At 44.7% G+C, this 24,884-nt stretch carries 18 protein-coding genes; 7 read left to right on the top strand and 11 right to left on the bottom strand.

Annotation, left to right across the window (positions count from 1 at the left end; genetic code table 11):
* Positions 1–94: 94 nt before the first annotated feature.
* The 4 genes from EL210_RS01695 to lptB all read right to left on the bottom strand — a co-directional run bounded on the left by EL210_RS01695 (position 95) and on the right by lptB (position 4,794).
* Positions 95–2,413: an outer membrane beta-barrel family protein gene (locus EL210_RS01695; RefSeq protein ID WP_018919497.1), complete on the bottom strand. Its 2,319-nt coding sequence runs from the start codon at positions 2,411–2,413 to the stop codon at positions 95–97.
* A gap of 213 nt (positions 2,414–2,626) precedes the next feature.
* A complete protein-coding gene (locus EL210_RS01700; protein WP_018919498.1) occupies positions 2,627–3,046 on the bottom strand; it encodes a hypothetical protein in 420 nt (139 codons plus the stop codon).
* A gap of 529 nt (positions 3,047–3,575) precedes the next feature.
* Positions 3,576–3,857: an NRAMP family Mn2+/Fe2+ transporter gene (locus tag EL210_RS01705; RefSeq protein WP_232000404.1), complete on the bottom strand. Its 282-nt coding sequence runs from the start codon at positions 3,855–3,857 to the stop codon at positions 3,576–3,578.
* A 145-nt stretch (positions 3,858–4,002) separates the two neighbouring features.
* Positions 4,003–4,794 carry an LPS export ABC transporter ATP-binding protein gene (gene lptB / locus EL210_RS01710; protein ID WP_004374212.1) on the bottom strand — a complete coding sequence of 264 codons (792 nt, stop codon included), beginning with the start codon at positions 4,792–4,794 and terminating at the stop codon, positions 4,003–4,005.
* 125 nt (positions 4,795–4,919) lie between these two features.
* On the opposite strand from lptB, the gene EL210_RS01715 reads away from it, so the two are divergent.
* Both EL210_RS01715 and EL210_RS01720 read left to right on the top strand, forming a co-directional pair.
* Positions 4,920–5,678: an MlaE family ABC transporter permease gene (locus EL210_RS01715; RefSeq protein ID WP_018919500.1), complete on the top strand. Its 759-nt coding sequence runs from the start codon at positions 4,920–4,922 to the stop codon at positions 5,676–5,678.
* Positions 5,675–6,472: an ABC transporter ATP-binding protein gene (locus EL210_RS01720; protein ID WP_004374210.1), complete on the top strand. Its 798-nt coding sequence runs from the start codon at positions 5,675–5,677 to the stop codon at positions 6,470–6,472. The genes EL210_RS01715 and EL210_RS01720 overlap by 4 nt, the downstream gene beginning before the upstream one ends.
* A 207-nt stretch (positions 6,473–6,679) precedes the next feature.
* Here the strand turns inward: EL210_RS01720 and EL210_RS01725 are convergent, their stop codons facing one another.
* The 7 genes from EL210_RS01725 to EL210_RS01760 all read right to left on the bottom strand — a co-directional run bounded on the left by EL210_RS01725 (position 6,680) and on the right by EL210_RS01760 (position 13,270).
* The gene (locus EL210_RS01725; RefSeq protein WP_018919501.1) at positions 6,680–7,072 is read right to left on the bottom strand and encodes a hypothetical protein; all 393 of its coding nucleotides are present in this window, start codon (positions 7,070–7,072) and stop codon (positions 6,680–6,682) included.
* Positions 7,073–7,125: 53 nt separating this feature from the next.
* Positions 7,126–8,439 (bottom strand): ribosome biogenesis GTPase Der, encoded by a 1,314-nt coding sequence (gene der, locus EL210_RS01730; protein WP_004374206.1) that lies wholly within the window; start codon positions 8,437–8,439, stop codon positions 7,126–7,128.
* Positions 8,440–8,628: 189 nt separating this feature from the next.
* Positions 8,629–9,510, bottom strand: coding sequence for a GTPase Era (era, locus tag EL210_RS01735; protein ID WP_004374203.1), 882 nt, complete (start codon positions 9,508–9,510; stop codon positions 8,629–8,631).
* Positions 9,511–9,608: 98 nt separating this feature from the next.
* Complete coding sequence (locus EL210_RS01740) at positions 9,609–10,628, bottom strand: beta-ketoacyl-ACP synthase III (RefSeq protein ID WP_004374202.1); 1,020 nt, start codon at positions 10,626–10,628, stop codon at positions 9,609–9,611.
* A complete protein-coding gene (gene rpmF / locus EL210_RS01745; protein WP_004377354.1) occupies positions 10,628–10,813 on the bottom strand; it encodes a 50S ribosomal protein L32 in 186 nt (61 codons plus the stop codon). The genes EL210_RS01740 and rpmF overlap by 1 nt, the downstream gene beginning before the upstream one ends.
* Positions 10,814–10,842: 29 nt before the next feature.
* Positions 10,843–11,370: a YceD family protein gene (locus EL210_RS01750; RefSeq protein ID WP_018919502.1), complete on the bottom strand. Its 528-nt coding sequence runs from the start codon at positions 11,368–11,370 to the stop codon at positions 10,843–10,845.
* 736 nt (positions 11,371–12,106) lie between these two features.
* Positions 12,107–13,270, bottom strand: coding sequence for a sensor histidine kinase (locus EL210_RS01760; protein WP_018919504.1), 1,164 nt, complete (start codon positions 13,268–13,270; stop codon positions 12,107–12,109).
* A 326-nt stretch (positions 13,271–13,596) separates the two neighbouring features.
* On the opposite strand from EL210_RS01760, the gene uxuA reads away from it, so the two are divergent.
* From uxuA to EL210_RS01785, 5 genes are all read left to right on the top strand, one after another.
* Positions 13,597–14,862 (top strand): mannonate dehydratase, encoded by a 1,266-nt coding sequence (gene uxuA / locus EL210_RS01765; RefSeq protein WP_018919505.1) that lies wholly within the window; start codon positions 13,597–13,599, stop codon positions 14,860–14,862.
* A gap of 21 nt (positions 14,863–14,883) precedes the next feature.
* Positions 14,884–16,470: a mannitol dehydrogenase family protein gene (locus tag EL210_RS01770; RefSeq protein ID WP_018919506.1), complete on the top strand. Its 1,587-nt coding sequence runs from the start codon at positions 14,884–14,886 to the stop codon at positions 16,468–16,470.
* A 1,105-nt stretch (positions 16,471–17,575) separates the two neighbouring features.
* The gene (locus EL210_RS01775) at positions 17,576–19,930 is read left to right on the top strand and encodes a glycoside hydrolase family 3 N-terminal domain-containing protein (protein WP_018919507.1); all 2,355 of its coding nucleotides are present in this window, start codon (positions 17,576–17,578) and stop codon (positions 19,928–19,930) included.
* A 35-nt stretch (positions 19,931–19,965) separates the two neighbouring features.
* Entirely contained in the window at positions 19,966–21,336 is a 1,371-nt protein-coding gene (locus tag EL210_RS01780) for an alpha-L-fucosidase (protein WP_018919508.1), read from the top strand.
* A 128-nt stretch (positions 21,337–21,464) separates the two neighbouring features.
* A complete protein-coding gene (locus EL210_RS01785) occupies positions 21,465–24,869 on the top strand; it encodes a SusC/RagA family TonB-linked outer membrane protein (protein ID WP_026285875.1) in 3,405 nt (1,134 codons plus the stop codon).
* Positions 24,870–24,884 lie beyond the last annotated feature (15 nt).

The following is a 24,884-nucleotide window of genomic DNA, read 5'->3' on the forward strand; positions in this document are numbered from 1 at the left end:
GCAACAACATCAGTTCTCACGCAGCACAAACTGCACCACGTTTATCAGCATATGCCAATCTGCGCTCTTTGGAGAGAGACTGCGAGAGAGGCTTCTACAGTCGGCCTCTCTCCCCTTTTCCGGCTCCCTTTCCCTTATACTTGCTCTGCGAAGCATTGAAGTTATAGGTCACGGTAAGGCTTAAACGACGCGAAAATTCATAGCCTGACTTACATAGATTGATATGATTTCCGTAGGTGTATGTATTTGAGAAATTAGTCTTCAACAAGTCGTTGACATACAAGTTGATGGTCCACGTCTTATGACAGAACTGCTTTATCAGTTGCAAACTAAGGTTAGTGTTCGGTTTTACTAAGTTAACGCCGTAATAACTACTAAAGTTATGATTCAAATTCACATACACATTGAAGTCATGAGGCAATGAAAAACGATTGCGAAGGGAGAAAGAAACCGTCGGCTTATTCATGTTTTTATCCAATGAATAATCTTTTGTTTCAAAATGCTGACAGCCAAAGTTCAACTCATACGTAGGCTGATACCACCCAAATTTGGGCGAAGCGGTGAGCGAAGCATAAAGATATTGATAGCTATCGAAATTGGAATTACTACTTACTCCAATATCCTGTCCGTTGTAAAGTGTAGCTGTCCAGAGCATCTTATCCTTGGTATATTCATATCCAACCTCGGCATTCAGCCACGAATAACTACCAGAAAGGCTTACACTTTGCACTCTTTCAGGACGCAGATAAGGGTTTCCTCCTTCATAAAAATAACGGTTATCATACTGCATTTCATTACGAAGCCAGTTATAACTTGGGCGAGCTATCTTACAAACATAACTGCCTTGAACTCCCCATTCGCCTTTCTGCCAGGCCAAAGATAACGAAGGAAACCAATCGGCATAACGCCTACTGGGACCTGATTGATAGATACCTGCTTCATAATAATTAGACTTTACATGCTCATAACGCAAGCCGGCATTGGCTGAAAAGTTACCAAAAGCAAACTCATATTCGGCAAATCCCGCCGTGTTTCGCTCTTTCACCTCAGTCAAACTATTGCTAACCACCCCACCATCATTGCTATATTGGCCAAACGAATAAGTGCTTGTGAGCTCTGTTCCCACATTTAATGTGCCCTTCCATAAAGGGTAAGAGAGGATTAGTTTGCCTGCCCAAAGATGATTCTTTTGCTCATTATGTGTTGTGATGGTTTGGCTTTGTAGCTGTGAACTGACCTCTTTGCTCTGCTTTCTTCCAGCATCTTTTTTCCACAAGGCCGTCAAGTTGAGGTCTATTTTCATGTTACCCAACTTTCCCAAATAATAGGCATTGGCTTCATGATTGGGTCCTTCGAGCCCATGAGATGTATAGTCTTGGTCGATATGGCCTATCAGATTACCGTTCTTTGTGACGTCTTGTGTGGCCTCAAGCGCATATCCTTTGTCATAAAATTCACGTGAAAGCGTGTAACTGCCACCTATAGAATTGTCGCTGTCAAAGTCGTAACTGGCCCCCCATTTGCCATAAAGTCCGTTGGTACGTTCTTTATTTCGTATATGCTGTTCAAGCAAAATATGGTCTGTTCCATTGATTTCTTCACTGATATATGGGTCTTGTGCGTAGACCGAAGAGTACACATAAGCATCTAAAAAGGTTTCAAACCCACCATGACGATACTTGAGATAGTCTTCTTGAAAGCCTGAAACATAGGTGTTATACTTGATATTATTGTCGGCACGGAAGCTCAAACCATCACCTTGTGGGCGTTTAGTTTTAATGCGAATCACACTTTTCACGGTCGCATCATAACGTGCACCGGGACTCGTGATGACCTCAACCGCCTTGATATCTGTTGACTTCAACTGTTCAAGTTCACTCTTGTTCTGCACCTTCTTGCTGTTGATATAGATTTCGGGTGTGCCTTTTGAAAACACGTTCACGCTGCCGTCATTGCTTACATCAACGCGAGGCAGCTGACGAAGTACGTCAGAAGCCGTTCCCACCTGTGCCAAAAGCGTGTTGGCAATGTCGACAGAAAGTCCACCCGCAACAGGCTTAAACTGAGGTCGATTGGCTTTCACCACGACTTCTTTCAAGGCATGCACCTGCTCTGTCAGCGTCAACGTGCCCGCATCATCGCCGTCAATCTGCTTGAAAAGCGGGGCATATTCCACAGACGTTAGCTTCAACAAATAACGTTGTTCCTGGGGAACCTCAATGTGAAACCGCCCATTTTCATCGGTAACAGCACCCTGAACAAAGGTCGAATCAGTTGGGTTTAACACAACAACATTAACGAAAGGCAGGGGATGTTGCTGCTCATTGACTACCTTTCCAACAACTGATGATGCTGCAAAAGCACTGACAACAGAAAACCACAGAAGGCTCGTTGCGAGAAGTTTCTTTTTCATTCGATTAGTATTTACTTTATCATGAGACGTTCAAACTCTTCAAAAATTGCATCGCCTCTTATTTTTTTTCATATATACTCCTTATACGTTGTAATGCTGTTATTGTGACATCATGATGCAAAAAAAATAGAGATACAACAAATTTTCTTTGTTATACCTCTATGATTCAAGTGCTATCAGCCTTTCAGACAATGCACTATCGCTGGTAAAATATTAATTCTCGTGAATCTTTACGACCAAATCGAGCTTATTGATGCTCTCTTGTGTCTTGTCAATCTTCTTTTGCAGTCTTTTCAATTTCTTTTGACTCTTAGCCAACTTCTTGTTTATTTTCTTTGCCTCCTTAAGCTTCTTAATCGTTGCTTTAGCATCTTTCACGGTGCTTGATGCATCAGAAGTGCTGAAGTCTGTGGTTACAGAATTAGCTGTTGCATTAGCCTCTGCAGCTTCTTTTGTTAGTTTATCGTAGTCAGCCTTTTCCTTTTCAAAGTCTATTTGCAGCTCTTTCAACTTAGCATTAAGCATCAAAACTTTCTTCTCTTGTTTCAAATCTTTCACCACCCCCCCTGTTTGTGTGACAGTGGAGCAAGCAGTTAACACTACTGTACAGATAATTAATAATCTTTTCATCATACAATCTTTTAGATATTTATGGTGCAAATATAGAAAGAAATAACATATCCTACAAACATTTTTGATATAAAAATTAAATAAAAGAAAAGAAATTTCACCTTGTTTCCACTTAAGAAAAGGGAAATATGTTAATTTTAATCATGAATATTTACAACAGCAATGAAATGCCTGAAGAATTTGAAACAAAGACAAACTCCAAGCCAAATGCAAGCCAAAATTCATGAGTTTGCAATGCAATGACAATCAACAAGTTACAAAAGAAGCAGCAAAACAAGCAATGAAATGCCATTGAAAAGCAGTGTGACTTGCGTCAGATTACAACGCATTCTGACTTAAATCACAGCATGGTTTGAGTCAAATAGCAACGTAACATGAATGGAGTTACATGCCAAAGAGACGGAAACGAAAGCGTTGAAGTCATGAAATGGCTTTGCACAAGCGCTGAAAACGCATTTTTATTTCTATTTGACTGCGTTCTGAAGTGTTAAAAACAGAAAAGAAATTAAACAAAAAGCATGAGGCCAAAGACCTAATTATGCCAACTCTGTCCTAACAAGAAGATGAACGTAGCTAATGCAACGACAACATTAACTATCATAGCAAATACAAACATCAACCAGCCGGCAAGCTTTCCATTCGCTACACCAAAGTTAAAAGAACATATAGCTATCACGATTATTCCCACAATAAAAAGAAACTGAATAAGAAACTCTTCAGACGTAGAAGTAAGCCCAAAATAAGCTGGAAACAACTGAAAAACAAACCACCCTAACAAATAAACTATCCATTGATACTTTATGATTTTTTCCATAATATACATGTATTAGTGAAATATAATTCTATGAACCAGCTTGCAATAGGCCTATTATACACATGGGATTACTTACGAGCAATGCTGAATTTTCTTTCATAGGGTTCAGCCTTTCCCATTTTGTTTTGTTTCCTCCTCTACTCCTTCACCTCTCGTAAGCCTCGTCTTCTTCATTGGGTTTGAACTTTCTGTAGACGAAGTTCTCGCTCAGATAGTTCTTGCGTACTACGGGATTGGCTGCCAACTCCTCGGAAGTGCCATGGAAAAGAATGCGACCTTCGAACAAGAGATAAGCGCGGTCGGTGATGGATAGCGTTTCCTGCACGTTGTGATCGGTAATGAGAATGCCGATATTACGATATTTCAAGCGCCACACAATGTGCTGAATATCCTCCACAGCAATAGGGTCTACGCCCGCAAAAGGCTCGTCGAGCATGATGAATTTGGGGTCGATGGCCAGGCAACGTGCTATCTCCGTACGGCGGCGTTCGCCTCCCGAAAGCTGGTCGCCCTTGTTCTTTCGCACCTTGTTCAGACGGAACTCACTGATGAGACTCTCCAATTTCTCGAGCTGTTGGGCATGCGAAAGCTTCGTCATTTCAAGCACTGCCATGATGTTATCCTCAACACTCAGCTTGCGAAACACGCTGGCTTCCTGTGGAAGATAACCTATACCAGCCCGCGCCCGCTTGTAAACGGGGTAGTTGGTAATCTCTTCATCGTCGAGATAAACATGGCCTTCGTTGGGTACAACGTTACCCGTTGTCATATAGAAAGACGTAGTTTTGCCCGCACCATTAGGCCCGAGAAGTCCTACAATCTCACCTTGCTTGACGTTGATGCTTACCCCATTGGCCACCGTTCGTTTGCCATAGCGTTTCACAAGGCCTTCTGTTCGGAGCGTTGTCAGATGTGTTTCGTCCATATTTTCTTTCATTTTGATGCAAAGTTAGTTGAAATCAAGAGGATAACAAAATAAAAAATCAAAAACTATAAGGTTTATAGCAGTTTTTCAGAGGAATTTGGTTACTTTTGCAACAAATAAGAATAAGGATAATCATCATGTTTATTTTCAAGCTGTTCTATAAATACCTCACCACTTTCGGGAGCTATCTGCTGCTGATGGGACGGTCGCTTGCCGTGCCGGAAAGGATGAGAATGTTTTTCAAACGCTATGTCAAGGAGATGTCACAACTTGGTGTCGACTCCATCGGTATTGTGCTTTTGATTTCATTTTTCATTGGTGCAGTGATCTGCATCCAGATGAAAGTCAACATTCAAAGCCCCTGGATGCCCCGTTGGGTGTCGGGATATACAACGCGTGAGATTATGCTGTTGGAGTTCTCGAGCAGTATCATGTGTTTGATTTTGGCAGGAAAAGTGGGGTCGAACATCGCTTCAGAATTGGGAACAATGCGCGTAACGCAGCAGATTGACGCCCTCGATATCATGGGAGTGAACTCTGCAAACTATCTGATTTTGCCTAAAATATTGGGGTTGGTAACGATGATGCCGTTCTTGGTTGTATTCAGTTCGGCCCTCGGAATCCTTGGAGCTTACAGCACAGCTTACATCGGACACATGCTGTCTCCTGATGATTTGACCCTCGGCATACAGCATTCTTTCAACGCATGGTTTATCTGGATGAGTATCATTAAGAGCATGTTCTTTGCCTTTGTCATTGCCAGTGTGTCGTCATTCTTCGGCTATACGGTCGAAGGAGGCTCTGTAGAAGTGGGTAAGGCGAGTACAGATGCCGTAGTTTCCAGCAGCGTTTTGATTTTGTTCTCAGATGTATTCCTAACCCAGTTACTGTCATGATAGAAGTTAAGCACCTATATAAATCGTTCGGAGATAAAGAGGTATTGAAGGATATCAATGCCGTTTTTGAAGACGGGAAGACCAATCTTATTATCGGACAGAGCGGTAGTGGAAAGACGGTTCTCATCAAGAACCTCGTCGGACTGCTTGAACCTACGAGTGGAGAAGTGCTCTATGACAACCGCAACTTCGTCACAATGTCGAAGAAAGAGAAAGTGTTGATGCGGCGGGAAATGGGTATGATTTTCCAAAGTGCAGCGCTTTTCGACTCTCTCTCAGTATTGGAGAACGTGATGTTCCCCTTGGATATGTTCTCAACAATGAACTATCGGGAGCGCGTGAAGCGTGCACAGGAATGCTTGGACCGCGTGAATTTGATAGATGCTCAGCAGAAGTTTCCTGATGAAATATCGGGAGGTATGCAGAAACGTGTGGCCATAGCGCGGGCCATCGTACTCAATCCGAAGTATCTTTTCTGTGATGAGCCGAACTCGGGGCTTGATCCTAAGACGTCATTGGTTATTGATGAACTGCTTTCGGGCATCACTAAAGAATTCAATATCACGACTATCATCAACACACACGACATGAACTCGGTGATGGGAATTGGCGAAAACATCATGTTTATCTATCATGGACGCAAGGAATGGCAGGGCAACAAGAATGAAATCATGAGTTCCACAAACAAGAAACTCAATGACCTTGTCTTTGCAAGTGACCTGTTCAGGAAAGTGAAAGAGGTGGAAACGGAAGGTCACAACACGCACAACGTCGAAAAGAGAGAAGCGAAATAGAAAGTATCTCTACCCAATTCTTCCCTAAAGAATGAGGGATATAAAATGCAGATAAACTTTAAGCTTTATCCTTTTACCATGCTAAGAATCTGTAGTGGCTTATCCGATAAAGTCAATTATCCTATTTATAATTACGTTTTTCTTCAGAAGTTCTATTCGTAAAACATACGACTCCCCTCTCCTTGGAGAGGAGTTGGAGGTGAGGCTTCACCTCATATACCACACTCCCCCACGCTCAACCATTGGCACTATCACCTGTTCCTTGGTCTTATCTCCATAGGAAAACATCAGGAAAGCATTGCCGGTGTGGTGCAAGGTATCAATAGTGGCACTGCGGACAGTGATTTCTTTGATGCCCTGATGTTCTTTGTTCTGCTGTGCAATAAACATCTTTGCATTGTCAATCAACTGTTCACGATAGGAAGAAGGGATGCTGTCAGGGCGAAAAGAGCCATCGACAAAGGCCGCATAATCATCATGAAGCAGATAATCATAATAGATTTTGGCCGTCTTTCCAACAATCTCTGCGGCATCTTTTTCCTGCTTCTTACAACCGAAAAGCAAGCATGAGAAACATAAAAAAAACAGGACTTTCTTCATAGAACCTATAAAAAAGCCTCCTTCCCTGCACGCGGAAGGAAGGAGGAAACTATTTATTTCTGACGGATAAACACATTGATAGGACAACCATGCATGCTCCAATTCTCGCGTATCTTATTCTCCAAGAAGCGGCGATAGTTCTCCTTTACATACTGTGGCAGGTTGGCATAGAACACAAACGAGGGTATCTGGGTGTTCGGAAGCTGTGTACAATACTTGATTTTGATGTATTTTCCTTTCACACTCTGTGGTGGATAAGCCTCGATAATCGGCAACATTACCTCGTTAAGCTTAGAAGTTCCCACGTGCGTTTTACGGTTCAGATAAACCTGTTTGGCCGTTTCGAGCACACGGAAGATGCGTTGTTTGGTCAAAGCTGAAGCGAAAATAATGGGGAAGTCAACGAAAGGTGCCATGCGATTGCGTATGGCTGCCTCGAAAGTATCTATCACTTTCTGCGACTTCTCCTCTACTAAATCCCACTTGTTTACCACGACAACAAGACTCTTGTTGTTCTTCTGAATGAGCTGGAAGATATTCATATCCTGCGCTTCAACACCGCGGGTAGCATCCAACATGAGTATACATACATCGCTATTTTCAATGGCTCGGATAGAACGCATCACGCTATAAAACTCCAAGTCCTCGCTAACCTTGTTCTTACGACGTATACCTGCGGTATCAACAAGATAGAAATCGAAACCGAACTTGTCGAACCTTGTGTAGATACTGTCACGCGTTGTGCCTGCAATCTCGGTCACAATGTTGCGGTCTTCACCAATGAAAGCATTGATGATACTGCTCTTTCCTGCATTCGGACGACCCACAACGGCAAAGCGAGGGATTTCATCTTCAATGGTTTCCGGGTTTTCCTGTGGCAGCTTGTCAACGATCATATCGAGCAAATCGCCTGTACCTCCACCGGTTGCAGCACTGATACACTGCGGTTCGCCGATGCCCAATTTATAGAATTCGGCTGCCTCGTAGTATTCACTGCTATTGTCAACCTTGTTAGCAACAAGGATAACAGGCAGCTTTGCACGGCGAAGAATTGTGGCAACATCCTCATCCCAGTCGGTAACCCCCGTGGTAACATCGACAAGGAAGAGCACCAAATCGGCCTCTTCTGTGGCAACAAGCACCTGACGGCGTATTGCATCTTCAAATATATCATCGGATTTTACGACCCAACCGCCTGTATCTACAACTGAAAACTCCTTTGCATTCCATGAGCATTTGCCATACTGACGGTCGCGAGTTGTGCCTGCCGTGTCGCTGACAATGGCGCGACGAGATTGCGTCAAGCGGTTAAAAAGCGTAGACTTACCTACATTCGGGCGGCCTACAATAGCTACTAAATTTGCCATACTGTTTGTTTAATTTCTGAAGTTATACATTCTTCGGCCCTCCTTTTGACGGAGAGTATGCCCTCTTTCTATTCAGGGCCAAATATTTTTCCTTATTTTCTGTTCTTTCAAACAAGCTTTTTTGCCAACTCTCAAGCTTGTTTCCCTCCCTTTAGGAATGTTGAAGCAGGTTATAAGAGAGGTTCTCTTTTACTCCGGATTATATCCAAAGCTATCTAATTCCCGTTGTGATGAGCGCCAGTCTTTGTCCACTTTGACGAACGTTTCGAGGAAAATCTTCTTGCCAAAGAACTTTTCCAAAGCCTTACGTGCCTCCGAACTAACTTTCTTCAAGGCTATACCTTGATGACCGATGATAATTCCTTTCTGGCTATCGCGCTCCACATAAATCACCGCATTGATATGAATGACAGAGTCGTTTTCCTTAAATCGCTCCACACGTACCTCTACACTATAAGGTATTTCCTTATCATAATAGAGCAAAATCTTCTCGCGAATGATCTCACTTACAAAGAACTTAGCCGGCTTATCAGTAAGCTGGTCCTTATCGAAATACGCAGGTGACTCGGGAAGAAGCTCCTTAATACGTTTCAAGAGCATATCAACACCAAACTTATTCTTGGCAGAAAGAGGCAAAATCTCTGCGTTGGGAAGCAGCGAGTGCCATTTCGTTACAATGTCACCAAGCGTTTTTTGGTCGCTCTCATCAATCTTATTCACTAAGAGAAGCACAGGAATCTTCATCTTCTTGACCTTATCAAGGAAGTCCATATTCTTCTCCGGGTTCTCTACAACATCAGTAACATAAAGCAGAATATCGGCATCTGTGAGTGCAGATTCCGAGAAAGCAAGCATCATCTCCTGCATTTTGTAGTTGGGTTTCAACACTCCCGGCGTATCAGAAAACACGATCTGGCAGTCGTCTGTATTGACAATTCCCATGATACGATGACGCGTTGTCTGCGCCTTGAACGTAGCAATACTGATGCGTTCGCCGACGAGTTGGTTCATCAGCGTACTCTTTCCAACATTCGGATTGCCTACAATGTTTACGAAACCTGCCTTATGCATAATGTCATTCTGTTATTGATTGTTTCAAACAGAAAAACGCATCATCTTATTATACAAATAAGAAAGATGCGTTTCTCTGTATATATGGTCTGTCAAGACTACTTCACCATTGCAGCAGAAGCACCGTCATAGGCCCACTTCAAATAAGAAGCACCGTTGACAAAACCTGCTCCAAACGCTGTCAATATAATGTTATCACCTTTCTTGAGGTCTTTTTCAAAATCCCAAAGAACCAATGGCATGCAAGCAGCACTCGTGTTTCCATAGCGCTGAATGTTTACCAATACCTTCTCCATCGGTGCACCAATACGCTTGGCTACAGCTTCTATAATACGCAGATTAGCCTGATGTGTAACGACATAGTCCACATCATCCATCGTAAGATGATTGCGCTTGAGTATCTCTTCACAGTCATCACCCATGGCAGTAACGGCATAACGGAACACGAAACGCCCCTCCTGATAGGTATAATGCATACGATGATCAACTGAATAATGCGATGAAGGACAAACCGACCCGCCTGCTTTCACATGCAGGAAAGGCAGTCCTTTGCCGTCTGTACGATGGTAAGAATCAATGAGTCCGATGTTCTCTTCCTCTGTCGCTTCCACCATAACAGCACCTGCACCATCACCAAACAGCGGACAAGTAGCGCGATCCTGATAATCGGTTATTGATGACATTTTGTCTGCTCCAATAACGATGATACGCTTATGGCGACCGCTCTGGATCATATTACAAGCCACATCAAGTGCATACATGAAACCACAGCAGGCAGCAGAGAAGTCGAATGCAAACGCATTCTTCAGTCCAAGCTTACCCAAGACGATAGATGCCGTCGAAGGATGTATGTAATCTGGGGTGGTAGTTGCTACGAGAAGTGCATCAATGCTATCGGGATCAACACCGGTTTTCTTTATCAAGAGCTTTGCAGCCTTGCGCGCCATATAGGAAGTTCCGAGTCCTTCTTCAGTCAGAATACGGCGTTCCTTAATGCCCGTTCGTGTGACTATCCACTCATCATTGGTGTCAACAATGCGCGAAAGTTCCTCATTATTGAGGACATAGTCGGGCACATAGCCAGCAACACCAGTGATGATAGCGTTGATATTTCCCATTATTCAGCTACTTCCTTAACAACAGCAACCTTGCCTCTGTAGTAACCACAAGTAGGACATACAGTGTGGTAAACATAATAAGCGCTACAGTTTGGACATACTGCCAACGTAGGAGCTACTGCCTTATCATGCGTTCTTCTCTTGAGTGTACGAGTCTTTGACTGTCTTCTTTTAGGATGTGCCATAATCTTTTAACTTTTAATCTTTAACTTTTCTATTCTTCTAATCTCAAATCGGATAGTGCTTCCCAACGTGGATCCACTGCATTCTCATCTTCATCCCCACAACTTCGGGTAGCAGAATGCGCTTCGAGCATACTTATCATAGCAGGGTTGCATTTTCCAGGTGCATGCACATGCTTGATGGGGATATTGAGTTCAATGGATTCATAGACAAACCATGCGATATCGAGTATTCCTTCTTCCTCGGCCACCGTCACAAGATCGTCTTCCTCTGAGTAGCTTTCTCCGAACTTAGCAGCCATTCGGCAATCTGCCTCTATAGGCTGATCCATGTCGTCAAGACAAAGATCACAGGGCACAACGACGCTGCCAACAGTATGAAAGTCCAAGTCAAAATAATCATCAGTGCGGTTCACTGTTACCGTCGTGTGCAGCCGACCATGTTGCACTTCAGCAGTCTCAAGCGACTGAAAAAATGCATCATCAAAGTCGAACTCAAGGACATTCTGCCCTTGTTCCAACGCTTTCAGGTCGATTTTATAGACTTCTGAACTTCCCATACGGGCTGCAAAGTTACAAATATTTTCTGAAATTAACCAATGAAAGCGTTAAAAAAATATTATTTCCACTACGTGTTTAAGCAGCCAACAGCTTTGTCAGCCATTCAAACTACCAACAAATATCTTAATATCAACATTTCATCTACCCACTATTTTTCAACATAATTCAACTTGATATCATCGACATCGCTTGTCTATATTAGTTAAGGTACACATTCGTGCAACGTCTTGAAGCGTGCTGTTTCTCATCATTCAGTCCACAATCTTCCCTTTTAATCAATGTCACCTCCCCTCTTTCTCCACCATAACTTCTTTCTTTCCACTCCCTCAAGCAAGCCGAAGGATTTGTAAACTAAATTCAAATCGAATTTGGAATCGCTGCAAAAAATCATTATCTTTGCCGTAGGGAAGGAAGCATGCATGCCTTCCCTTTTTTGTTGACACGCACCAAATAAGGATGCAATCTGCGTCATATTGCATCCTTATTTGCGTCAAAACACTGCGTGATTTGCGTCAAAATACAAGATAACATGACAGAGAATGCAAGCTGACATGAAGCAAAATGCAATGGATTTCATAGGGAAATGCACTTCTATATGAGTTTACTCAGATTTCAAGAAGCTGCTCAACAGACAGAGATTGTATTCATTTTTTACTATTTTCAATACCGTTTTTCAAACTGAAAACAGCTGAAGAAGAGGTGTTCTAAAGGGAGGAAAACCGGCAACAAGCCTTTTCACGACACAGGAAGTATGATGCGAAACGTTGTGCCTTGCCCCACTTCAGATTGCTTGACGAATATCTTTCCATGATGATATTCCTCAACAATGCGTCGTGCCAGCGACAAGCCAAGTCCCCACCCACGCTGCTTGGTCGTGAAACCGGGGCGAAACACGTTCTTCATGTCCTTCTGTCGGATACCTTTTCCCGTGTCAACAAGGTCAATCACGACCGTCTGTTCCTTTTGCATAACATAGATATCTATGCGACCGCTTCGACCTTCCAAGGCATCAACAGCATTCTTGCAGAGGTTCTCAATGACCCATTCAAAGAGCGAAACATTGAGGTTCAGCATCACTTTTTCAGCCGAAGCATGCAGCATGATGACCACCGTGCGCGATGTTCGACTGTCCATGTAGGCCACAACTCGCTGCAACACAGCTATCAAGTCGGCCTGTTCGGGCGTGGGTTGAGAGCCGATTTTCGAGAAGCGGTCAGCGATAAGCTGAAGCCGTTTCACGTCGTTGTCCATCTCAGAAAGCAGTTTATCATCGGGATAAGCCTCTTTCATAATCTCCATCCAGGCCATAAGACTGGAAATAGGTGTGCCGAGTTGATGAGCCGTTTCCTTGCTCAAACCTACCCAAACATGGTTTTGTTCGGCACGTTTCAAGGTCAGAAGTGCGAAAACAGCAAGGCCGGCAAAGAGCAAAATGACGCCCAACTGGACATAAGGATACCAGGATAAGCGGCGCAGAAGCAACGACTCGGCATAGCATACATCAATATAATCGTTGCGATTGTCAAGCATAATGCGGATAACATGACCGTCAGTGCGCATGCGTTGAGCTTGAGCAACGGCGTCTTTTATACTGTCTGCCTGGTTCTTTCCCTGCAGTTTTACATTGCGATAGGTCTGAACATGCCCCTGTCGGTTAATGACAATCACCGGAATAGTGTGGTTTTCATTGATTACTTTCAATACAAGTGCAAGATCGGTATGCTCATCTGCAGCGTTCAAAGAACGCATTGCTTCGGCCCATACCTCCATTCGCGTGGCCTCTTCCTTGGCCAAATCGCTGATGAGAAGATGAGAAACCACCACGGAAGCAAAGGCTATCAGCACGGCAACCATGATGAAAAGAAGGCGTATGTTGTGCAAACGGTCAGTCCACTTCATATCTTCTACAACGTGTTTTCTCTTGGTTTATTACTTACAAAGGATGTATAAGCATTTTATTCCAACAGTTCACGCAGCCAAACGAAATTCCAATCTGCCCCGCACTGCAGTGTCTTCGCTTTCCTTTCTCAGGCAATAAGTTGGACTTTTTGCTTTTTCTTACCCGTTAATTTGCAGTTTACACAGCAATTCATTAACTTTGCCATAATCTACCGAAACAGACCGAAAACATGCTAAGTTTGCGCAAAGAGAGGTGCAACTTCAAGATAATCGGCCCATGAAGAAAAACAAAAGAGAAGAAACAATCGATTAAAATCTAAAATAAAATGGAAAGAACATGGAGATGGTTTGGCAAGAATGACAAGATTACGCTGGCCATGTTGAAGGAAATCGGAGTAGAAGGCATCGTCACTGCACTGCATGATGTGCCGTTAGGTGAAGTGTGGACACGCGAGAAAATCCACGACCTCAAGACGTATATCGAAAGCTATGGCATGCGCTGGAGCGTGGTGGAATCGCTGCCTGTGACTGAAACGATCAAGTATGGTGGGCCAGATCGCGACCAACAGATAGAGACTTACAAGATAAGTCTGCGCAACTTAGCCGCTGAAGGCATACATACGGTTTGTTATAACTTCATGCCTGTGCTCGATTGGGCACGTACCGATTTGCTCCATGCCAACCCAAATGGCAGCAGCAACTTATACTTCAGTATTCCCGAGTTCGCCTATTTCGACATATATATCCTCAAGCGTGAGGGAGCAAGAGAAAGCTGGGCAACCTTCAAAACCCTCGGTCCTGACGGGCAACCCAATGGCCGTGACATTCTGAAAGAGGTTGATGCATTAGCCAAAACCATGACTCCGGAGAAAGATCATGCCCTTGTTGAGAACATCGTTATCAAGACTCAGGGCTTCGTAAGTGGCAACTTCAAGGAAGGAGACGAGCATCCTGTGGAGCTGTTCCGCGAACTTCTTGCGCTCTATAAAGGCATTGACAAGGCTCAACTGCGTGAAAACATGCGGTATTTCCTAAGTGCCATCATGCCGGTTTGCAACGAATGCGACATGTATATGTGTGTACATCCCGACGATCCACCATTCCAAATCCTCGGACTTCCACGCATTGTGACCTGCGATGACGATATCCAGTGGTTCCTGAATGCCGTGCCCGACAAGCACAACGGACTGACTTTCTGTGCCGGAAGCCTTTCAGCAGGCGCACAAAACGACTTGCCAAGAATGGCAGAAAAGTATGCCAACCGCACATGGTTCGTGCATCTGCGCAGCTGTCATGTGTTTCCTAATGGCGATTTCACAGAGGCAAGCCACCTCGGAGGAAGGGCCGACATCATCGAACTCTGCCGTATCTTTGAGAAAGAAGAGCAGTGCAGGAAGGACAATCCCAATGTAGCGAGACTGCCGATGCGCGTAGATCACGGCATGACTATGCTGGGAGATGAGACCAAGGGCTATAATGCGGGCTACAGTTTCTTAGGCCGTATGTTTGCAATGGGACAGGTGCAAGGCATTCTGGCGACTGTCGACAACGAACAAGGCATCAGATATCAGCAGCCGGGATTTTATGACTAATCAAACTAAAACATATATATCATGAAACTGACAGAACTATTAAGCGACAGCTATAATGCCGGAGAATGGAGAAACAAGGGGTATGAGCTGCCACAGTTTGACATCAGAGCCGTGCGTAAGAATACCTTTGAAAACCCCACATGGGTACACTTTGGGGGCGGAAACATCTTTCGTGCTTTCCCCGCGGCTATCTTGAATGATGCGCTGAACACGGGAAAATATGACCGCGGTGTCATTGTTGCAGAGACCTTCGACTATGAGGTCATCGACAAAGCTTATACGCCTTACGACAATCTTTCACTGCTCGTAAGCCTTCAGTCATCGGGAACGATCGAGAAGAAAGTCATTGCCAGCGTGACCGAAGCCCTCAAAGCCGACCCTCAGTTTGCCGATTGGAAGCGATTGACTGACATCTTCTGCAAGCCTTCCTTACAGATGATATCATTCACTATCACTGAAAAAGGATACAGTTATAATGAAGATGATTTAGCACGTGGCATGACTCCGGTCTTTGCCTTGGGTAAGGTGACGGCATTACTCTATGAGCGTTACAAGGCAGGAAGGCTCCCGTTGACCGTTCAGAGCATGGACAACTGCTCGCACAATGGCAGCAAAGTGCAGGCAGGAGTATTTGCCTATGCCGAGCGTTGGGTGAAAGACGGACTTGTTCCGCAGGAGTTTGCAGACTATCTAAAAGACGAAAGCAAGATCACTTTCCCTTGGTCGATGATTGACAAGATTACTCCGCGCCCCCATGAAAAGGTGAAAGCACTCTTAGCTGCAGACGGATTTGAAGACAACGACTATATCGAAACCACCCGACACACCTTTACCGCGCCTTTCGTGAATGCCGAAGAAACGCAGTATTTAGTTGTTGAAGACCACTATACCAACGGACGTCCGCCTCTCGATTTAGGCGGAGTGCTCTACACAACGCGCGAAACCGTGGATAAAGTAGAAACGATGAAAGTCACCACTTGCCTGAACCCATTGCATACAGCCATGGCTATTTTCGGCTGTCTGCTTGGCTACGAGCTCATTTCTGCAGAGATTGCAGACGCCGACATCCGTGCCTTGGTGCAGAAAATAGGGTATATCGAGGCCATGCCCGTTGTGGTTGACCCAGGTGTTCTCAATCCTTATGAGTTCATTGGTGCCTTCATCAACAAGCGCTTACCCAATCCGTTCATGCCCGACACGCCACAACGCATCGCCTCTGACACGTCACAGAAGCTGTCTATCCGCTTTGGGGAAACCATAAAGAAGTATATTGCGCACGGTTTAGACAAGCATAATCTCATCCTTATCCCCTTGACTTTGGCCGGCTATGCCCGCTATCTGAAAGGCATTGACGACGTGGGAAAGCCTTTCACTCCGTCGCCCGATCCACTGCTCGATGAACTGCAAAGCATCGTTGCCCCACTTGAAATCGGCAGCAAAAAGCAAGACTTCAGCTGTCTGAAAGAGTTCTACAGTCGCAAGGATATATTCGGTTTAGACCTCTATGAGGCTGGTCTTGGCGAACAGATTGAAGCCTTTGTCAAAGAACTCTATGCCGGAAAGGGAAGTGTGCGCTCAGTGTTACACCGCTATACTACGACAAGATAAGCCACAAGAATAAACAGATGAAGCGCTGCATCTCTCATAGATGCAGTGTTTTTTCTTGTGGATAAAGTAAAAAGCACCATGAAAGTATCCCCTGCTTTCTTATGCTTACGCTCACTATACCCATGCAACGGTTCTGCATAAATACGTATATGAATGTATAAATTGCAAATTCTCAAAGTTGTTTACAAATTCTGTTGTAAGCTTTGAAAATTTGAAAAGCAAGACATCCTCATGCTAAACCATCGCCGATTTTTAACGAGTTACAAAATACTGACTATCAAAACGTTACAAAACTCCACAGAAAACACAACATCAAATCATGCTGAAAATCGCTGCAATCTGCGTCAAATCACCGCACAATCTGCATTGAAACACACCATAAAATGAATGAAACAGCAAGGTAAAGTGACTGAGATTGCAAGGCAAGAGGACTGAAATGAGGAAATCCAAGCACTGAAATCACTTCAAAACTGCGCCGAAATTGTCTTTTCATTTCTATTTGGTCGTCCCTGAAAATGTTAAAAACTGACAAGGAACTTTACAAGAGAGCCACAACATCACAGGGCAATTGCGTAGAAACCTGCATATCAGTTAAGCGTTCAAAATGAAATACATACCTTTTCATATCGCTTTATTCATTTCGTTTTTATAATATAATAAAGAAATGTATTAAGCTATATTTCCACCAAAGAATAAGCATCCAATCAGACGAATTGCCTGTGAAAATGTTGCTTTTTCAAAAATATTTTAAAATTTCCTTGTTTTTATCATTGCTTATTGTTATCTTTATCGCCGAAATACTTGTGTGCAGAACAAGCAGTGTTCATAATACCATGCAAAAGAATACTACAGAGCTACCTACATAGAAAGCATCTTGAAGCGAACGCTGCACACGACATGAACCTTATTAAATGCCAATAAAATGAGCTATGGAACAAAGCGATAATCTATCTATGCCATTATCTTTTTTAATGTCATGCCCATTGCCATATGATGAAATGCCTTGTCAAAAAGGCATCAACGGCTATGTGTCGAGCCGCTGCAGACGGTCTTCTTAAAGTTTGTTATCTGCATAAGGAAATCTCAAGAACAAATCAAAGTGCCGATGAACATCGCGATAAAAAAGCGACTGCTGACCTTAGTTTTGCTGCTCTCTGCTTGCAGTCTATGCCCGACTCTCCAAGCAAAAGGTGACTATCCTTATCGAAATGCGAAGTTACCTACCGCTGAACGTGTGGCCGATCTCCTCAATCGCATGACGCTTGAAGAGAAGATCGGTCAGCTGAGATGCTTGTTGGCATGGGACTACTACACGCTACAGCAAAACAAAGTATATCCTTCTGACACCTTCAAGAAAGACATTGCAGAAGGCAACATCGGCATCCTTTGGGCTACGTTCCGCGCTGATCCCTGGACAAAAAAGAGTCTGTCCAACGGACTTACCCCCTATCTGGCAGCACAAGCAGCCAACACTTTGCAGAAATATGCTATCGAACACACGCGCTTAGGCATTCCTCTGTTCTTTGCAGAAGAAGCTCCTCATGGGCACATGGCTATCGGGACAACGGTTCTCCCTACAGGATTAGGGCTTGCTGCCACATGGAATACAGACCTTGCCGAAGCGACAGGGCAATGTATAGCACGCCAAATCAGGTTGCAAGGAGCCCACATCAGTTTCGGCCCTGTACTCGATTTGACAAGAGATCCGCGTTGGTCGCGCGTGGAAGAGAGCATGGGGGAAGACCCTGTTCTGACAGCCTGCATGGGGGCAGCAATGGTGAAAGGCCTTGGAGGAGGAAAGCATTCACAACCTTATGCCACAATCCCGACATTGAAACACTTCGTGGGTTATGGTACGACAGAAGGCGGACAGAACGGCTGTCAGACGATTGGTGGACTGCGAGATATATGCCAAAACTTCTTCCTTCCATTTCAGAAAGCGATTGAAGCAGGGGCAACTTCCGTCATGACTTCCTATAATTCGATGGATGGCATGCCCTCAACAGCCAATGAATGGCTCTATAATGACGTTCTGCGCAAACGTTGGAATTTCACCGGATTTGTTATTTCAGACCTCTACAGTATTGACGGATTATGGCATACGCACCATGTGGCGCACACACTGACCGAGGCAGGTGCAATGGCACTGAAAGCCGGAGTAGACGTTGACTTGGGCGGACGTGCCTATCAACGGTTGGCCGAAGCCGTGGAGAAAGGGTGGGTAAAAGAATGTGTTATCGACTCTGCCTGTGCCCGAATACTGCGTATGAAGTTTGAGATGGGGCTTTTCGAACATCCTTTCGTCAATGTACGTGCAACACAAGATATCAACAACACGGTCGACAAGGATGTGGCATTGAAAGCTGCACAGCAACTCATTACGCTGTTGAAAAACCAAAACAACACCCTACCTCTCAAGAGAAACATCAAGATTGCCTTAGTGGGCCCTAACGCGGACAATGCTTATAACATGCTGGGAGACTACACCGCACCGCAAAAAGAGGGCAATGTGAAGACCGTATTAAGGGGCATTCAGTCTAAAATCTCTATGCAACAGATTAAATATGTGCAGGGATGTGCCATCCGAGATACTGCCAACAGCACTATCGCCGAAGCCGTTGCCGCAGCACGGTGGGCCGATGTTGTGATAGCAGTCGTAGGTGGTTCGAGTGCCAGAGATTTCAAAACGAATTATCAAGCAACAGGAGCAGCCGAAGTGAACGCCCAACAAGTGAGCGACATGGAGTCGGGAGAAGGCTATGACCGCGCCACATTGTCGTTATTGGGACGGCAGAATGAACTGTTAGCTGCCTTGAAACAAACAGGCAAACCACTTGTGGTAGTCTATATTGAAGGGCGTCCGCTGCAGAAGAATTGGGCTGCTCAACATGCCGATGCACTGCTCACGGCCTATTATCCAGGGCAGGAAGGCGGACAAGCTATCGCCGATGTACTCTTTGGTGACATCAACCCTGCGGGCCGTCTGCCTATCTCCGTGCCTGCTCATGTAGGCCAGTTGCCCTGCTATTACAATAAGCGTATGCCCGCTCCCCACGACTATGTAGAGATGAAGGCTGTGCCATTATATGCCTTTGGCTTCGGACTAAGCTACACAACATTCCATTATGACAACCTGAGAATAGAGAAACACGGTGCCAATCGGTTTCATGTCACCTTTGATGTCACCAATACGGGCGATAGAGATGGTGAGGAAGTGGCACAGCTCTACATGCACGATCAGGTGGCATCTGTAGTTCAGCCGATACTGCAATTGAAACACTTCGCACGCATCTTCATACCAAAGGGAGAGACTAAACAGGTGGCATTCGACATTCTCCCAGAAGATCTGACGTTTATCGGAGCAGATATGAACCCTACCATTGAACCTCGTCCGACAGAAGTCTGCATAGGAAGTGCTTCGAACAATATCTTGCTCAAAAGTACCATAAATACAGAATAAACAGGCAATATACCCTTATCGAACAGTCAGCAATTATGAACATCAAGAAAATAATATTGGGCATTATGGTCCTCATCACCTCAACCACAGTCGCTGCACAAGGCGATGTGTACAAGCGCTCGCAAAGCTATGAATGGCCTACCGACCCACTTGTGGTGAGAAAGCTCAAGCAATGGCAAGACTTGAAGTTTGGTGTGCTCATTCATTGGGGGCTTTATGCCGTACCGGGAATAGTGGAATCATGGTCTATCTGCGATGAGAATTGGATTTCGCGTGACACGACAAAGACCTATCAACAATACAAAGAGTGGTATTGGGGGCTGTGCAAGCAGTTCAATCCCACACGATTTGAACCTGAACAATGGGCCTCAACGTTTAAGAATGCAGGTATGAAATACATGCTGTTCACCACGAAGCATCATGATGGTTTCTGCATGTATGACTCTAAACAAACCGATTTCACCATTGCCCAACACGCATTTCGTGACAATCCTAAACGCGATATACTGCGCCATGTGCTTCAAGCATTCCGCAACAAAGGCTTCATGATTGGCGAATACTATTCAAAACCCGACTGGCACTCACAGGACTATTGGTGGGATGTCTATCCAATCAAGCACGGACGCAATGTCAACTACGACATCAAGCAATGGCCCTGGCGGTGGAATGCGTTTAAGAAATTTGTCCATGCACAAACAGAAGAGCTGCTGAGCAACTATGGCAAGATAGACATTCTGTGGCTTGATGGCGGATGGGTATGCAAGAAAAACCAGCAAGACATAGACATGCCACGCATTGCCTCGCGTGCAAGAGAACTTCAACCCGGTCTGATTATCGTCGACCGCACTATTCATGGGCCATACGAAAACTATCAGACACCCGAGCGAACCATACCTGAAAAGCAGCTCAACTTCCCTTGGGAAAGCTGTATCCCGCTATCGAATGACTGGGGATGGGTAAGGCATCCCGCATGGAAAACATCGACTAAAGTCATCAATACGCTCGTAGAAGTGGTGGCAAAGGGTGGAAATCTCGTGTTAGGTGTAGGCCCAACAGCAGAAGGACGCATTCAACCCGAGGCCGTCAGTCGCTTGGACAGCATTGGCCAGTGGCTGCAACGGTATGGACAAGCAATTTATAACACAGTGACAACACCCTATTACAATGAGGGAAAACTGTGGTTCACAGTCAGTAAAAATGGTCAACAACGCTATGCAGTCTATGCACTGCAAGACCATGAGCCTTTACCCAAGACACTCTCATGGCAAGTGCATACGCCCAAAAGTGTCATGCTCCTTGGTACAAAGAAAAGGCTCAAAATGATCAAAACGCATGATGGGAAGGTCACCGTTACCCTGCCGACAGGCATGAAGACCGAGCCTTTTGCATTGCAACTGAACATGTAAGCGAAGGAATCTTCCAAAGGAAAACTGGAATGATTACACGCTCGACACACAAAGAAATAATAATATTCAGCAAGAAACAACTCTTTAAACCTAAGCACAATATGTTTTTATCTAAATCTATTACTCAGATGAAGCAATCGAGATGTCTTTATCAAAGCGTTCAGAGAACGGCTTTGGTAGCTTTATTTCTATTGTTTACAGTCATCACCTATGCACAGAACTTTATGGTGAAAGGCTGTATCAAAGATCAGGCAGGCGAACCTATTGCAGGCGCCACAGTGAAAATCCTTGGCACCTCTTCCGGAGGTGTTTCCGACGTTGATGGCAACTACTCCATCAAATGTTCTGCTACAGCAACGCTTGAATTCAGCTACATTGGTTTCTCAACAAAAGCCATTGATGTGAAAGGAAGAAAGACCATTAACGTGGTTTTAGACGAAGGAAGCCAGAACATAGACGAGGTAGTGGTCACAGCACTTGGTATAAAGAAAGATGCCAAGAAGTTGGGCTATGCTGTCAGCTCCATTGGTTCGGCAGATTTGAACCGCACAGGTTCGGCAAGCATTGCATCCGGACTCTATGGTAAGGCCACTGGTGTGAGAATTCAATCTGCACCAGGAAGCAACTCCGCAATCTCTGTATCAGTACGTGGCCTGTCATCTATCACCGGCAATACACAGCCATTATTGGTATTAGATGGCGTGCCAATCCATAATGGGAACGCCAACAACAGTGACTATTGGACAAGCCAACGTATCACAGCCAATGGCTTGGTTGACATCAATCCGGAGGATATTGAGAACATCTCTATCCTGAAAGGCGCGGCAGCATCAGCCCTCTATGGCTCTGAAGCGGCCAACGGTGTGATTATGATCACTACGAAATCAGCTACAAGAGGCACTGGTACCCACATTGACTTCAATGCAAGCATTGGTTTTGACAAAGTTGCCTACATGCCGGATATACAGAAGAAGTTTGGTCCCGGCTATGACAACTGGGCATTAGGTGACGGCGAAGAAGCTGCAACAGGCTTCCGCAAAGTTTACAAAGACCGTTCAGGAAACGCGATTACGACCCCACGTGCGACCATCTATTCATACGGCCCAGCCTATGACGGCAGTAAATCGGTGACCTACTTCGATGGCAACACACGTCCATATAGCCCCATCAACCATAACCAGTGGGCCGATATCTTCCGCACAGGTATCAACCAGAATTATAACATTGCTATCACAAACGGCACTGAACACAATAATGTGCGCTTCTCTTATACTTATAATCAGACGCGCTCCATGCAGTATAATTCAGAGAACAGCCGTCATAATTTCAACTTAGCCGGGGCATATGACGTTACGCGCGACATCAAGTTGAACTATTCTGTAAGTTATCAACCACAGCGAATCAAGAACCGTCCTTATCGCATTAGCCGTCTGACCAACAACTATTCAGGTATGTTTGGCGGATATACCGACATTGCCTACATTCGCAATCACACTGTCACCAGTCTCGGTTACATGAATAATGTTGCGCAAATCAACGGTGGATCTCCCAATACCATGACTCCCGATGAAACGTTCCTGTATTCTCCAATGGGTTCAACCTCATTGATCAGTGAATACTTCTGGAAAGTGTTCAGCAATAATGAATATGTCAACCATGAACGCTTCATGGGTGCTGTCAACCCCACATGGAAGATTATCGATGGGCTAACACTTAGCGGACGCGTAGCAACCGACATGACAATTGAGAAGATTGAAAACAAATACAACACCGAAAATTCACACACTTTCTCAACCAACGGACAATACAGTGACTATTATGGACTGTCAAACAGCCGTTATCGCATTTATTATGGAGATATCATGCTGACCTATGACAAGACTTTTAATCAAAAACATAATATCACAGCCAGTGCCGGTTGGACAGGTCGTCGCGAAGACTATTATTTCTCAAGTGTCAATACCAACCAAGGACTTACACAGGAGAACTGGTTCCACCTGAATGCTTCTGTCGGCACAAAGAGTGCTAACATGGTGAAAGAAGACCAACTCAGAACCGGTCTTTTCCTTACAGCAAGCTATGGTTATGACAGCTGGCTCTACCTCGAAGGAACCACTCGCCAGGAAAAGACCTCTACACTGAAGAAGGGAAACAATACATTCTATTATCCTTCTTTCAGCGGTAGTGTCATCTATACAGAACTAATGAAGGAGAAAAGACCTACATGGTGGGACTATGGAAAGCTGCGCTTGTCATACGGTGTTGTAGGAAACTCCCCCTCTATCTATCGTGCAAACATGGCTTATAACCAAGGTAGCATCACCCGTTCCACTACTTATACCTATAATTATGTACCAACCGACATTGGTAATGAGAACATTAAGCCCGAGCGCAAGTATGAATATGAAATCGGTATTGAGAACAAATGGTTCAACAACCGACTCGGAATGGAACTCAGCTACTACTATAATGACATCAAAGATCAAATCCTCACCACGACTTCTGCATCTTCAATGGGTGCAAAAAGTATGCTGATGAACGTTGGAGAGCTAACCAACAGCGGTCTTGAAGCCAGTCTCTATGGCACTCCAATCCTAACAAAGGACTGGCGACTCAACCTGAACTTCAACATCGCTTTCAACAAAAACAAGGTCAAGAAACTGGCCGATGGCTTGGATGTACTTTCTCATATGACAGTCGATAATGGCGCAGCAAGCTTAGAGTCGCATGTCGGCGAATCCATGGGCGACTGGTATGCCTACACCTATAAGACCGACGACAAAGGTAATCGCATTGTTGGCAGCAACGGTCTCTACATGACCGACACCTCTACTCGCCACAAAGTGGGCAATGCCATGCCTAAAGCTACTGGTGGTTTCGGTGGAATGCTGAACTACAAGAACTTCGCACTGACCTTCAACTTCGACTTCCGTATCGGAGGAGATGTACTCAACTTGCCATGGCAATACATGATGGATGCCGGTAATATTAAAGATGCTGTGGGCGTGCGCAATGCTGCAACAGGTGGTATTTACTATTACAGCGACACCGATAAAGCCAGTGACAAAGGCTCTCTCCACAGGGTTAATCCTGCGGATATACCCAATTACAAACGCGGAGAAACCAAAATCAACGGTCACCTCGTATGGGACAACGGTCTTATTCAGAAAGGTGTGAAAGAAGATGGCACACCGAATGACATCATCGTTACCCAATTCGAAGTCAATGACAACCAATACGGATGGGGTACAGGTGCAACACAAAGCTATGCCGATGCCATTCAGAAGAACAGCTATGTGAAATGCCGCGAGATTACACTTGCCTATACTCTTCCCAAATTGATTACGAAGAAGTTCCACTGTAACACCCTCACGGTGTCAGCTTATGTACGCAATCCATTCTACATCTATCGCAGTCTCAAGCTCTTCGACGCAGAAGCTACCGATGGAACAAGCTGGATCTATCAGGCACAGATTGGCGGCACAACAGCTACCTCACGCTCGTTCGGACTCACACTCCGTGCAAACTTCTAACATGTATAAAATTAA

The sequence above is a fragment of the Segatella oris genome, from assembly GCF_900637655.1.
GTDB classification, from domain to species: Bacteria; Bacteroidota; Bacteroidia; order Bacteroidales; family Bacteroidaceae; genus Prevotella; species Prevotella oris.